Below are 13,096 nucleotides of genomic sequence, written 5' to 3'. Positions count from 1 at the left end.
ATTATATTACCCACCGTCGGTGTAAGCTTTACCCGCTGCGTAAAACGTGGCCCGTTTTACTACTTGATTGCGTTACTATCCGCACTACCGTGCAAAGGAGGCTGAAACGATGCCGTCCGTACCCACGCCCTTTAGAGGCCGAAAGAAATCCACGCCTCCTAGCCAGCCCTCCTTCCCGCCGGTTCCCGCGGAGCGCGCCATTGAGCACTGCCGCGTCTTCGTCGATGGTGAGGCCCTGCCCGGCGAGTATTCCGCGCATTCCGCCTTGGAAACCGTGGCGGAATACGGCCGCGGGTTCGTCTGGGTGGGCCTGCATGAGCCCTATGAATCCCAGATGACGAAGATCGCTTCGCAATTTGGCATCCACGAGCTCATCGTGGAAGACGCCGTCATGGCCCACCAGCGCCCGAAGCTGGAGCGCTACGATGACCAGCTCTTTGTGGTGGCCCGCTCGGTGAATTACCGCGACCACGATGAGGTGAAAGATAAGCGCCAGATTATTTCCACGGGCGAAATCCAGATGATTATGGGCTCTAACTTCATCATTACCGTTCGCCACGGTGCGAAGCTGCCCAATCTGGCCTACACGGTCGAAGACGAGCAGGACCTGGTGGAGCTCGGCCCCGTCGCCATGGCCTGGAAGATCCTGGACATGATGGTGGACCGCTACTCCGAGGTCGCCCGCCTGATTAGCGATGAAGTCGATGAACTCGAAGAGGAAATCTTTACCCCGAACCTCAAATTCGACGTCGACCGCATTTATATGTTCAAGCGCGAAGTCTTGGAGATGAAGCACGCCATTTATCCGCTGTCTGCGGCGCTAAAGGCGATGGTCTCGGATCACAAGGATCTCATCTCTAAGCAGATCCGGTCCTACCTGCGCGATGTCTATGACCACGAGCTCGTGGTCAATGACTTGGTCGCCAGCTTCGATGAACGCCTGACCTCGCTTATTGATGCCTCGGTGGCCAAGGTCACCATGCAGCAAAACTCGGATATGCGCACGATCTCGGCCGTCGTCGGTATGTGGGCCGCGCCGACCCTCGTCGCCGGTATTTACGGCATGAACTTCGATATCATGCCGGAGCTTCACTGGGCCTTTGGCTATCCCATGGCAATCATCATCATGGTCGCTGTCGTGGGCGGCCTGTGGGCGTGGTTCCGGAAGAACCACTGGCTCTAGCTGCGCTCAGCCATAATCATGGTGCGCAGCGTGGTGCGTGCAACTAGGGTGTCTCCTTGGCACATTTCTACGCTCCACACGTGGGTCCGCGTGCCCAATTGAATGGGGGTGGCCACAGCTTCTAGCTCGCCCTCACCTGTCGCCTTGATGAAGTCCGTGGAGTTATTGACCCCCATCGCTGGGGCATCGGCAGCCGCGACGCTGGCAAGGGAGGCCACCGTTTCCGCGATGGTGCAATATAGCCCGCCATTCGCCACGCCCCACGGTTGGTGGTGCTGAGGGGTCACGGTGAGGTGTGCGCGGGCCTCGGTCGGGCCCACGCGGTCGAAGGTGAGCCCGATGAACTCAGCAAGCCCGCCGTTAACCGAATTTAGTTTCTCCAGTTCCTCCTCGTTGAGCAGGCGCGTATGCGCGGTATGGAGTAAGTCATTGAGTATCTGGGTATCTGACATAGCCTTCAAGCTTAGCCGCCAGCGCGGCGAAAGTGAGGCGGTGACGTAGGATAGGCACCATGACTGAAAAGAACGAACTTGCGCACATTGGTGTTGTCGGCCTAGCGGTAATGGGCTCCAACCTGGCCCGCAACTTTGCCCGCAATGGCAATACCGTCGCCGTCTATAATCGCAGCCCAGAAAAGACCCACGCCCTCATTGAGGCCCACGGCGACGAAGGAAACTTTATTCCTTCCGAGTCCATCGCGGATTTCGTGGCTTCCTTGGAGCGCCCCCGCAAGGCCATCATCATGGTGCAGGCGGGCAAGGCCACCGATGCGGTCATTGACCAGCTTGCCGATGCCATGGATGACGGCGATATCATCATCGATGGCGGCAATGCGCTGTTTACGGATACCATTCGCCGCGAAAAGGAAGTGGCCGAGCGCGGTAAGCACTTCGTGGGCGCTGGCATTTCCGGCGGCGAAGAAGGCGCCTTGAACGGCCCATCCATCATGCCTGGTGGTCCGGCTGAGTCCTGGGAGACCCTCGGCCCCATCCTGGAGTCCATCGCCGCGGAGGTCGATGGCACCCCGTGCGTGACCCACATCGGCCCGGATGGCGCCGGCCACTTCGTCAAAATGGTCCACAACGGCATCGAGTACGCCGATATGCAGGTCATCGGCGAGGCCTACCAGCTGCTGCGCTACGGCGCTGGCATGGAGCCTGCCGAGATTGCGGAGATTTTCAAGGAATGGAACTCCGGCGACCTGGACTCCTACCTCATTGAGATCACCGCCGAGGTACTGGCCCAGAAGGATCCGGACACGGGCGCCCCGCTTGTCGATGTCATCTTGGACGCCGCCGGCCAGAAAGGTACCGGCCGCTGGACTGCCATCAATGGCTTGGAATTGGGCGTGCCAATTACTGGTATCGCCGAGTCCGTCTTTGCCCGCGCACTGTCTTCTTCGAGCCAGCAGCGCGCCGCCGCGCAGGAGGGACAGCTTCCAGCAGGCACGAACGCGGACTTCGACATCGACAAGGATGCCTTCATCGAAGACGTTCGCCGTGCGTTGTATGCCGCCAAGCTCATCGCCTACTCCCAGGGCTTCGATGAGATCAAGGCTGGTTCCACCGAATTCGGTTGGGATGTCGATCCGCGCGACCTAGCAACCATCTGGCGCGGCGGCTGCATCATCCGCGCTAAGTTCTTGGACCGCATCCGCGAGGCATTTGATACCAATCCAGAGCTTCCCGCCCTCATCCTGGATCCCTACTTCAAGGGTGAGCTGGAAGACCTCATCGAACCGTGGCGCCGCGTCGTCGTCGCTGCAACCCAGATGGGCCTGCCGGCTCCGGTCTTTGCCTCCTCGCTGTCATACTACGACAGCCTGCGCGCCACCCGCCTGCCCGCCGCCCTTATCCAGGGCCAGCGCGACTTCTTTGGTGCGCACACCTTCAAGCGCACCGACAAGCCCGGCACCTTCCACGTCGAGTGGTCCGGTGATCGCAGCCTGACGCAGACGGATTAAGCGCTGCATATAAAAAGGGAGGACCTGCACCGTGCAGGCCCTCCCTTTTTAGTACCTGGTGTTAGACCAAGCCGAGCCACGCCCAATAGGTGGCAGAGAGCAGCAGGATGAGCAGGTATCCGACGATGGTCAGCGGGATACCAGAGCGAAGGAATTGCTTGGTGCTAAAGGCGCCGGTGCCATAGGCCAGCATATTTTGCGGCGCGGAGACGGGCAGCAAGAACCCGAAGCAGATGACGAACTGCTGGATGACCACGAAGCCGATGCCGCCGTTGGGCACATCCAGTGTGGCGGCCAAGGCGATAAAGACCGGGATGAGCGCGGAGGCCAGCGAGGTAGCAGAGGCAAAGCCCAAGTGGATCAGGATATTAAATAGCGATACCAATGCAATAGTTGCCAGAATCGGCAGCGAATCCAGCCCCATAAGCCCAAAGGTCTTTTCTGATAACCACGTGGCAGCGCCCGTATCCAGCAGGAACGAGCCGAGGGAAATGCCAATGGCAAAGACGATGAGGGTACCCCAGCTCACGGATATTTGCGCTTCTGGCCAGGTAAACACGCCGATCTTCGGTAACAGCATCAGGGCAACGGCCACCGCAGTAATGACGGCCGAGCTAATCGGGTGCAGCAGTCCCTCCGTGGCCCAGAAGAAGAGCAGGAGAAGGGAAAATCCGATGAGCCTTTTCTCTTCCGGTGAGGTGGGCCCGAGGTCCTCTAGCTGCTTGGCGATGAGCTCCTTTCCTCCCTCAATGCGTTCCGTTTCCGGTTTGATGACGGCGCGCATGATGAAATACAACGCAATGGACATCAGGATGGACCACGGCGCGGCCCAAATGAACCATTGGCCCCACGAGACCGACTGCCCCATTTGATCCTCGATAAATCCCACCGCCACGAGGTTTTGTGCGGCGGCGGTCTTGATGCCCACGTTCCAGATCGATACGGCCTGCGCTGCGGTAATGACGAGCAAGGCGCCCAGCTTCGACTCATAGGACAAGCCGAAGGCGGCTACCATACCGAGCAAGATGGGCACTACGGCGCCCGCACGCGCGGTGGCAGAGGGAACGAAGAAGGCCAAGATGATGGCAATCGCAATGGCGCCGATAACGATGTGGGAGGTCTTCTCCCCCGCGATCTTCAACACGTACAAGGCAATCCGCTTATGCAAGCCCGTAGCCTGCATCGCTCCGGCCAAGATCAGTGCCGCGGCCACGAGTGCTACCGCGGAGGAGGAAAATCCTGTCATCGCGACCTTGAGGGCATTGGAGGTGCCGTAGATGCCATCGGATTCTGGATCCGGCCCAAGCCCCAAAAGCAGCGAGATAAGGCCGACGATCAGCAGGGCACTTACCGGATAGCTCACGGCCTCGGTCACCCACATGATCACCGCGAAGGCCAGCATGCCCAGAGCCACTTTGGCAGGCCAGTCGAGTCCCGGGATCGGGATAACTAAGACGGCCGCTAAGGCCACGAAGGCCAGCGCGAACCACACGGCGTCAAGGTGATACCTCTCCTTCTTCGTGGGCTCAGTTGATTCCTGTGGCGAGGAGTGGGAAGAAGAACTGGCTGCGGTTGCTTGTGCTTGAGCCATGGAGACGACTCCTTAACAGTTCGTAATGGCCCTGGAAGGGGCCTGTGAGTGGAGGAATAAATCTTGCGTGCTTCCCAGCACCACCTTCCACGTTAGGTAATAACCAGTGAAATACCTAAAGTAGGGACCTATTTTTACTATGGGATTTCTCACTTGTACGGTGGTCCACCAATCGTGCGCTGCCCGATGCAGGATTTTGCGCACCCACCGGTTAGAATTGCCCAACGATGACTACTTTTGCCGAACTCGGCTTACCTCAGCGCGTGGTTCACGTTCTACACAACCAAGGAATCACGGAAGCATTTCCCATCCAAGCCGCAGCCATCCCGGATGTACTCGCAGGCAAAGACGTACTTGGCCGCGGGCCTACCGGTTCCGGAAAGACCTTTACCTTTGGGCTTCCCACATTGGCCCGATTGGCTGGCTCGGGCGCCTCTACCCCGGGCCAGCCCCGCGCGGTCGTGCTCGCCCCCACCCGCGAGTTAGCGACGCAGATCCAGCAACGCCTCGATGAACCCGCCGCCGCATTAGGGCTGCGCGTTCTCGCGGTGGTCGGCGGCGTCAATATCAACCACCACATCCGCTCTCTGGCGCGTCCAGTGGACCTCTTAGTCGCCACACCTGGTCGCGCTCAGGATCTCATCGCACAAGGCAAGTTGTCCTTTGACAAGGTACAGATCACTACCTTGGATGAGGCAGACCAGATGGCCGATATGGGGTTTCTTCCCCAGGTGCGCAAGCTTTTAAACTACACCCCACCCACCGGTCAGCGGCTGCTTTTTTCTGCGACCCTCGATGGGGATGTTAATAAGCTGGTCGAGCAATTCCTGCACGATCCCGTGATCCACTCCACTGCTCCAGTTGCCGCAGCGGTGGATTCGATGTCGCACCACCTGTTTTTCGTGGGTGATCGCCCCGCTCGCAACGAGGTGGTTATGCGCATCGCCGCGCGCGCAGGCAAGACCATCATGTTCATGCGTACCAAGCACGGCGTGGATAGGCAGGTGAAAAAGCTTCGGCGTGCCGGCATTAACGCTTATCCACTGCACGGGGATAAGGGCCAGGGCGCGCGCACCCGCGCCATTTCTGGCTTTGCCGATGGCTCCATTCCAGTCCTGGTTGCCACCGATATCGCGGCGCGCGGCATCGATATTGCAGACGTTTCACTCGTCGTCCACGTGGATCCGCCTGCAGAACACAAGGCCTACCTCCACCGCGCAGGGCGTACTGCGCGCGGCGGTGCAACAGGCACGGTGGTTACCTTGGTCACCGATGAACAGCGCTCAGAGGTAGCTACCCTCATCAAGAAGGCCGGTGTGAGCGCTACCGAACACGATATTTCCCACCGCGAAAATCCGGCCGGTGCTCCTGAGCTGCGCACGGTCACCGGTGCCCGCAAGCCGCACGGCCCGGCCCTTCCACCGCCGGGCCAAGACGGGTCTAACGGCGCGAGCCAGCAACAAAAGAATCAACCCCCACGCCAACAAAAGCGGCAGGTTGGTGGAGCCAGGAGGGGTAAGGGGCGGCGTCGCTAAGCGCTAGCACAATAGAAAGGAGGATTCGCGCGTGCAGGTTTTATCTACCGCTGACTGGACAACCCGCATGAATGAGCACGAGCGTAGGGCGGCGGACCGCCTGGAGAGGTTTCGCCATCCGGGCAGCTATCATCCCGTATTTGATTTCCTCTTTGAGTACTACCCTGTCCGCCCATCGCACCTAAAGCGCTGGCACCCGGGCATCGACACGGCGCTCAAGGGTAACGCGCCGCAGGCTAGCTGGCGCGATTACCACGAGACTGCGGACGGCATCACCGTGGACGTGGAATCCTATATGCAACGGCGCGGAAGTTCGATTGACTATATCTTGGATCTGCTGCGGCGCTCTGCCACCAACCCGGTGCACTTTGATTGCTTTGGTCTGCATGAATGGGCGATGGTTTACCACACCGATTCCCCACGCCATGATCTCCCGCTGCGCTTAGGCGCAGAAGGAACCAACCGCGTCGTTGATACTCATTCCCTAAAGTGCTCGCATTATGATGCGTTCCGTTTCTTTACTCTGCCGGCGCGCCCGCTCAATCTGACGGTGCTCCACCGTGAGGATCAACCTGCCAATGACCAAGCAGGCTGCGTGCACGTGACCATGGACCTTTATAAATGGGCGTGGAAGCTCGGCCCCCTGGTCCCAGGTGATCTCTTCCTCGATTGCCTGGATCTGGCTATCGATGCCCGCATCCTTGACATGGAGGCCTCCCCGTACGATTGCCGTAATTGGGGCCTTGGGGTAGTTCCTATTGAAACACCAGAGGGCAAGGCGACGTATGTCAACCGTCAACGGGGCCTCGCGCAGCGAGCGCAACCGCTGCGCGAGCGGCTTGTCGCAGTAATGGAAAGGGCTTATTGCCAGTTACACTAGATTAAACGCATCATGCGCTGGCTCGGGAGTTTTGGAGAAAGGCACTACATGGCACGGCACTCAAACGGGGAAAACAGATTCGCACTAGCTGGCTGGGTTATCGCGGTTATCATCATCGCAATCCTTGCCGTCATCGCACCGTTGATTTTCCTGTTGCGCGCTGGGGATGACTCTGGAGAGCCTACGGCCGCAGAAACCGCGTCCCAATCCCCTGTGGAAAGCAGCCCAGGAGTCTCCTCCTCCGCTCCGAGTACGCCGGACGACGGCGAAGAGGCTTCGGGCTCGGCTTCCTCTTCCACCGTGGAGATGGCCCCCAATACTCTCCTGCTCGTTGATACTTCTGCGAATATGACCGCGATGTTTGATGCAACGCAACAGGCGCTATCTGGCACCGCGGAAAAATTGAGTGACAACAATAGCCAGGTAGCCTTGTGGAACTATTCGTCCCCCATTTCGGAGGCCGCGTCGGTGGGTTACCGCGATAACCTCGGATTCGGCAATGGCGCTGCGGTTCCGGATACGCTCGCGGCATTCGGCACCGGTGGGGTGCCGCAATCGCGCAGCGCCACAATTGCCGCGCTGAACACCGCTGCGGATCAGGCCGCCGGTACCAACCGGAAGGCACGGGTGCTCCTCGTGACAACGGGCACCGAGCTCGATATGGACGATGCCCAGTTTGCCGCCGCTCTTGACGGCGCGAAGTCAGACAACGTAGAGCTATCCGTCGTCCACGTGGGCCCAGGGGCTATCGATGAACAGCTAAAGAACGCCGCTGACAACTTCACTAGCGTCGATGCGGGTACGCAGGAGGACCTCAACGCCGCGATGGATAAGGCCGCTGGGGTTTAAACAAAAAAGTTCTCCCTCCACCCCCGTGAGCTGGGGTCTGGAGGGAGAACTTATTAAGAAGACTTAGGAACTCTTGCGGTTGCGGCGAGCGGCGAGCTCATCCAAGCCAACCACGTTGTCATCGGGCAATTCCTCGATGCGCTCTGCGGGGAAGGACGTAATCGTGCCGGACAGTTCCTTCAAGATTCCCGGCACTGCGATGCCGAAGACACCCTGCCCGCCGGCGAGAAGGTCAATGACCTCATCATTGGAGCGGCACTCGTACACGGTAGTGCCATCAGAGACGAGGGTGAGCTCAGCCAAATCGTTAACGCCGCGGTCATGCAACGATTCCACGGCCAAACGGATATTCTGCAGGGAAATGCCGGTGTCGAGCAGGCGCTTGACAATCTTGAGGACCAAGACGTCCTTGAAAGAATAAAGGCGCTGTGAACCCGAGCCGCGGGCGGTGCGAATGGAGGGGTTGACCAAGTTGGTGCGTGCCCAGTAGTCCAACTGGCGATAGGTGATGCCAGCAACCTGGCAGGCGATGGGCACGCGGTACCCCACTTCTTCGTCCGGTCCCACATCAAAGAGGGATTCTTGGACGTACTGGGACTCGGACTGAGTGTCCTCGGTGATGCTCACGTAATTACTCCAATGGGGTTTGTTGGAAGCTCTAAAGATCAATTAAATGCCAAGCGCACACCCCCGTCAAGCGGTGCTTGCTTAACCTTCGAGTACAACTTTAGACTTTAAAAACCACATTGTCACCATTAGTCACACGCGTGTCATTAATTTTTTTCGTCTTCTTCCCCCGTGTGGAAATCGGATTCATCCATGCCAAGGCTGCGCATCATCTCTTCGAAATCGGCATCGGCCTGCGCGTTTCCGGATGCAGAGGTGCTTTCCTCGGCGGAGGAGGCATCGCTGTCTTCCCAGTCCTGTGTGGGGGTAGGAAGCTCGAGGTCGAAGTATTCCTTGATGTCCTCCTCGCTGGCGAAGACGGATACCTGCGCCAAGAGCGCAGATTCGGCAACGATGGGCACCTTAAAGTACTCGGCTACCGCCAAGGCATCGCTTACACGCGCATCAAAAACTTCACCTTGCGCGGTCTGAATATCCACCATGAAGGTGCCTTGATGGTGGTTGACAATCTCGATGGCCTCGACGCCACCTGCAGCCTCCAAGACCTCGCACAGAAGATCGTGGGTCGTGGGGCGGTTCGGGCGCTGGTCAGCAAAAACGGTAGCCAATTGGATTCCGTCTACGGCCGAAAGCCAGACGGGAATGAGGCGATTGTCTTCGGGCCAACGCAGCAGTGCGCAGACATCATCTTCTGGCCCAAGCTGGTGAATGCCGTGAAATTCAAGGGTTACATCACTCATAGCTACCACTCTCCCACATGGGAGGCAGCCATGGTGAGTTAGCCGTTAAATTCGTGGCGCAAATCCGTCTTTACCAAGGTGGCATGCAAAGAAACCACTAGCGCCGTCATCTGCTGGGACAGTTCTTCTGCCTGCTGGTGAGCGGTATCGGAATTCGAGTGCGCTACGGGGGCCGCGACTTGGGAGATTAAATCCGCCTGGCGGCGGGCGCTATTTCGCAGGGACTTCAGCTGGCTAGAGCTAAAGCCAAAAGCCTGCAGTGCAACTGCGGCAGAAGCAATGGCCACATCATCGGTATTGAAAAATCCCGCGGCATCCGGCTTAATGAGCTTGTCCTTGATAAAGGTGGCAATATCCGCCTCGGATGCTCCGGCTTGCTCTGCTACCTCGGCATCGGTCAAGCGCGTTACCGCGGGTGCTTTGAACTGTTGCGGGGACAGTAAGGTCTCCGCATTGCCAGCAGAAACAATGGCGGTGACCTGGCCGGAATCCATTGCTTCCAGCTGCTCGCGGATAACCTTAAGCGGGGTGTAATTATCCCGCTGGGTGGTCAAGATATAGCGCAACCTATCCACGTCTTCCTGCGTGAACCGGCGGTAGCCGGAGGCAGTGCGCTGGGGAGAAATTAGCCCCTCTGACTCGAGGAAGCGGATTTTAGACACAGTGACATCAGGAAATTGCTGATTCAGCGTTTCTAAGACCACGCCAATGGACATGGTCTTAGCCTTCTTCGTGTTCGGGCTCTTGCGGCGAGCTGATGCCGCCGCGGATTCTGCTGCGCTCACTGTGTCTATCTCTTTACAGGTGTCTCAGTAGTCGTTAAATATAAAAAGGAGACTAAACCGCTTTAACCGAGTCCGGCAAAACGGTTTGTCTGCTGCAGTTTTAGTCCTGCTTGGTGATGAATACGAGGCGGAATTTACCGATTTGAATCTCATCTCCAACCTCGAGCGCCTGCGAATTGCGCGGCTCGCGGTTGACGTAGGTGCCGTTCAAGGATCCCACGTCTACTACCTCGAATTGGCCGTCATCGTTCTTGCGGAATTCGGCGTGGCGGCGGGAAACGGTGACATCATCCAGGAAGATATCTGCCTCTGGGTGGCGCCCTGCCGTGGTGGTGTCCTGATCCAGCAGGAAGCGGGCACCGGCATTGGAGCCGCGCTTGACGACGAGCAACGCCTGGCCATCTTCCAGGTTTTCCGTACCTACCGCAGAGGTATCGGTTCCCTTGGTGCCATTTTCCATTTCCTTGAGCAGGTCAGCGCGGAATACAGAGGTGGTCTCCACCTGTGGTTCCGGGGTTCCGGTGTTCTCGCTCATTGTTACCTCCGGGGATTAGTTTTGAGTTACTTATACCAATAATAGCGACTCTTCCGAGTCTGTGATCTCTCAGTGGGCAATTATTTCACCGGAAAATGTTTCCGATGCCGCTCAACACGGAATTTCCCTGCCCCGCAAGGGGGTTATCAGAGACCATATAGGTCCACGTTGCGCTTGGACGGTTCAACCCAGAGTCTGCAAGGTGTGCCCCCTCAGAGTCAATAGGCACCTGCCTGAAGGTCTCTACTGACTGATCCACCGCCCGCTGCGCCAAGTCCTTAAACTCGCGCACCGCAATGCGGTGATACTCATCGATCGGGGTCTCGCGCGCGATGGCGCGCAGGTGGATGGATTCGCGCACATCATCGAGCAGTTCGAGGTGGTCTGCCCAGCCCATGTCCAGGTGATACAGCATGATTTCGCGCGCTGCCTGGATGCGCACTACCTCCGGGATATCCGCAAGCTCGCTGGCCCGCTCTGGTGCGCGGTCGGCTAGTTCCTGCCATGCCTGGTCCGTATCCAATAGCGTTGCACGGCGCTTATCGATGATGATGCGCTGATCCGCCAAGAGCTGGTTATACTTCCAGGTCTGGGCGTGAATTTCTAGCAACTGGCCCTCTGTCACCCGCTGGCAATGGGCGACAAAGTCCTGCACCCGCTTGGATTCGATGAGCCCGCCAGGGCCAGGTTGCGCGCTGACCTTTTCCCCAGCGCCGCCTTGTTGCACCACATCATCTTCCAGGGAGACAAAAAACAGCGCCAGGCCAGGATCTCCTTGGCGCCCTGCACGCCCGCGCAGCTGGTTATCGAGCCGCGCCGTGCGGTGCCAGGAGGTGCCGATCACGGCAAGGCCGCCGCGTTCGGCCACCTCATCGTGGTCGGCCTCATCGGCACCACCGAGCTTGATGTCGGTACCGCGGCCGGCCATTTGTGTGGAGACGGTTACCCGCCCAATATCGCCGGCTTCGGCGACAATCTGTGCCTCTTCGCGGTCATTTTTGGCGTTGAGCACGTTGACTTCGATATCGCGATCGCGCAAGGCCTCCGCCAAATTTTCTGATTCCGCAACGTCTTGGGTTCCCACAAGCACTGGTTGACCGGCTTCGTGCAGGTGGGCAATTTCTTCGACGATGGCCGCTGACTTCTCCCCTATGGTGGCAAAAATGCGATCTTGTTCATCGAAGCGCTGCAGTGGCTTATTCCGATCGATCACGGAAACGTGCAGGTCATAAAATTGCCGCAGCTGGTCGGTGGCCTCTACCGCAGTACCCGTCATTCCACAGACCAGCGGGTACCGTCGCATGAGTTCTTGCAGGGTAATCGTATCGAGGATGCGCCCGCCCTCAGAGACTTCCAAGCCCTCTTTGGCCTCTACCGCTGCCTGCAGCCCGTCGGGCCAGCGTTGCAGATCGGCGACGCGACCACGGGAGGCATCGATAAGCTGCAGCTTGCCGTCCACCACGATGTAGTGAATATCGCGTATCAACAGCGCCTTTGCGTGCAGCGCCAAGTTGACCTTGACGAGGACGGTGCCGATATTGTCCTCGGAATAAAGGGAATCGATGCCGAGCTCTCGCTCTACGCGGGCTGCGCCGACATCGGTAAGCTGCACCGTGCGCCCGTCATCTGAGATGACGTACTCGTGGTTCTCTCGGAGGCGGGAGACCACATTGGTAATTTGCCCCGTGGGAGCTTCACCGGGGCGATTTCCTGCCAGAACCAGGGGCACGAGGGCCTCATCCACTAGGACGGAATCGGCCTCGTCCACCAAGGCGACATCGCCAGGCACCTGCACCGTCTGTGCGCGTTCGGTGATCTGGTTATCGCGCAATAGGTCAAATCCCAATTCATTGACCGGGGAATAAATAATATTCTGCGCATAGGCTGCGCGGCGCTCATCCGCGCTCATGCCCTCCGTGACGGAGGCTACCTGCAGCCCAAAAAATTCCACGACAGGCCGCATCCATTCGGCATCGCGGCTGGCCAGATAGTCATTGACCGTCACGACGTGGACGCGCTTTCCAGTCAGCGCGAAACCCGTTGCGGCCATCGCGCCAACGAGAGTCTTGCCCTCACCGGTAGCCATTTGAATGACATCGCCGGTAAGCAGTCGCAGTACCGCCTGCGATTGCACGGTGAATGGGTGCAGGCCCAGGGTGCGTTCACACGCGACGGCAAGGGCACCCAGGAATTGGGCCTTGTCTGCGACCTCGCCGCCGCGCACCGCATCGCGGGCGGCTTGGGCCACGGCAGCATCGTCGCTCTGCGCGAATTTCTCCGCGGCGGAGCGAGCTTCATCCACGATGGCCTTGGATTTCTTATCGTTTCGCTCGCTTTGCGAGCCCATCGCTTTCCAGAACCAATCGAATGCTCCCACGACAATTCCTCCTTTAGGGGCTGGCTGCCTA

General features: G+C 58.7%; 12 protein-coding genes. 5 read left to right on the top strand and 7 right to left on the bottom strand.

Annotated features, from left to right (window positions below):
* The first annotated feature begins 109 nt into the window (after positions 1–109).
* Positions 110–1,183, top strand: a complete 1,074-nt coding sequence (gene corA / locus ACLI1O_RS06075; protein ID WP_005279244.1) for a magnesium/cobalt transporter CorA — start codon at positions 110–112, stop codon at positions 1,181–1,183.
* On the opposite strand, the gene ACLI1O_RS06070 is transcribed toward corA, so the two are convergent.
* Positions 1,180–1,635 (bottom strand): PaaI family thioesterase, encoded by a 456-nt coding sequence (locus ACLI1O_RS06070; protein WP_284796144.1) that lies wholly within the window; start codon positions 1,633–1,635, stop codon positions 1,180–1,182. The two genes, corA and ACLI1O_RS06070, sit on opposite strands and share 4 nt — an antisense overlap.
* A gap of 59 nt (positions 1,636–1,694) precedes the next feature.
* Between ACLI1O_RS06070 and gndA the strand changes: the two genes are divergently transcribed.
* Complete coding sequence (gndA, locus tag ACLI1O_RS06065) at positions 1,695–3,146, top strand: NADP-dependent phosphogluconate dehydrogenase (protein ID WP_284796146.1); 1,452 nt, start codon at positions 1,695–1,697, stop codon at positions 3,144–3,146.
* A gap of 61 nt (positions 3,147–3,207) precedes the next feature.
* Here gndA and ACLI1O_RS06060 read toward each other — a convergent pair whose 3' ends face one another.
* Positions 3,208–4,737: an SLC13 family permease gene (locus ACLI1O_RS06060; RefSeq protein WP_284770688.1), complete on the bottom strand. Its 1,530-nt coding sequence runs from the start codon at positions 4,735–4,737 to the stop codon at positions 3,208–3,210.
* A 227-nt stretch (positions 4,738–4,964) separates the two neighbouring features.
* Here ACLI1O_RS06060 and ACLI1O_RS06055 point away from each other — a divergent pair, with 227 nt between their 5' ends.
* The 3 genes from ACLI1O_RS06055 to ACLI1O_RS06045 all read left to right on the top strand — a co-directional run bounded on the left by ACLI1O_RS06055 (position 4,965) and on the right by ACLI1O_RS06045 (position 8,001).
* Positions 4,965–6,272, top strand: coding sequence for a DEAD/DEAH box helicase (locus tag ACLI1O_RS06055; RefSeq protein ID WP_284869699.1), 1,308 nt, complete (start codon positions 4,965–4,967; stop codon positions 6,270–6,272).
* Positions 6,273–6,339: 67 nt separating this feature from the next.
* The gene (locus ACLI1O_RS06050) at positions 6,340–7,152 is read left to right on the top strand and encodes a 3-methyladenine DNA glycosylase (protein WP_410756183.1); all 813 of its coding nucleotides are present in this window, start codon (positions 6,340–6,342) and stop codon (positions 7,150–7,152) included.
* A 48-nt stretch (positions 7,153–7,200) separates the two neighbouring features.
* Positions 7,201–8,001: a vWA domain-containing protein gene (locus ACLI1O_RS06045; protein ID WP_284771856.1), complete on the top strand. Its 801-nt coding sequence runs from the start codon at positions 7,201–7,203 to the stop codon at positions 7,999–8,001.
* Positions 8,002–8,064: 63 nt separating this feature from the next.
* On the opposite strand, the gene ACLI1O_RS06040 is transcribed toward ACLI1O_RS06045, so the two are convergent.
* The 5 genes from ACLI1O_RS06040 to secA2 form a co-directional block, all read right to left on the bottom strand.
* Positions 8,065–8,628 (bottom strand): MerR family transcriptional regulator, encoded by a 564-nt coding sequence (locus tag ACLI1O_RS06040; RefSeq protein WP_005282882.1) that lies wholly within the window; start codon positions 8,626–8,628, stop codon positions 8,065–8,067.
* A gap of 146 nt (positions 8,629–8,774) precedes the next feature.
* Positions 8,775–9,368, bottom strand: coding sequence for a bifunctional nuclease family protein (locus tag ACLI1O_RS06035; protein ID WP_284771855.1), 594 nt, complete (start codon positions 9,366–9,368; stop codon positions 8,775–8,777).
* A 38-nt stretch (positions 9,369–9,406) separates the two neighbouring features.
* A complete protein-coding gene (locus ACLI1O_RS06030) occupies positions 9,407–10,153 on the bottom strand; it encodes a MerR family transcriptional regulator (RefSeq protein WP_284782844.1) in 747 nt (248 codons plus the stop codon).
* A 100-nt stretch (positions 10,154–10,253) separates the two neighbouring features.
* Positions 10,254–10,688 carry an oxoglutarate dehydrogenase inhibitor Odhl gene (gene odhI / locus ACLI1O_RS06025; RefSeq protein WP_005279257.1) on the bottom strand — a complete coding sequence of 145 codons (435 nt, stop codon included), beginning with the start codon at positions 10,686–10,688 and terminating at the stop codon, positions 10,254–10,256.
* 85 nt (positions 10,689–10,773) lie between these two features.
* The gene (gene secA2 / locus ACLI1O_RS06020; protein ID WP_411706767.1) at positions 10,774–13,065 is read right to left on the bottom strand and encodes an accessory Sec system translocase SecA2; all 2,292 of its coding nucleotides are present in this window, start codon (positions 13,063–13,065) and stop codon (positions 10,774–10,776) included.
* Positions 13,066–13,096 lie beyond the last annotated feature (31 nt).

The sequence above is a fragment of the Corynebacterium sp. LaCa78 genome, from assembly GCF_046717505.1.
In the GTDB taxonomy this organism is placed as follows: Bacteria; Actinomycetota; Actinomycetes; order Mycobacteriales; family Mycobacteriaceae; genus Corynebacterium.
Note: the sequence above shows the minus strand (reverse complement) of the source record. Positions and strands in the feature narration are given on the sequence as shown.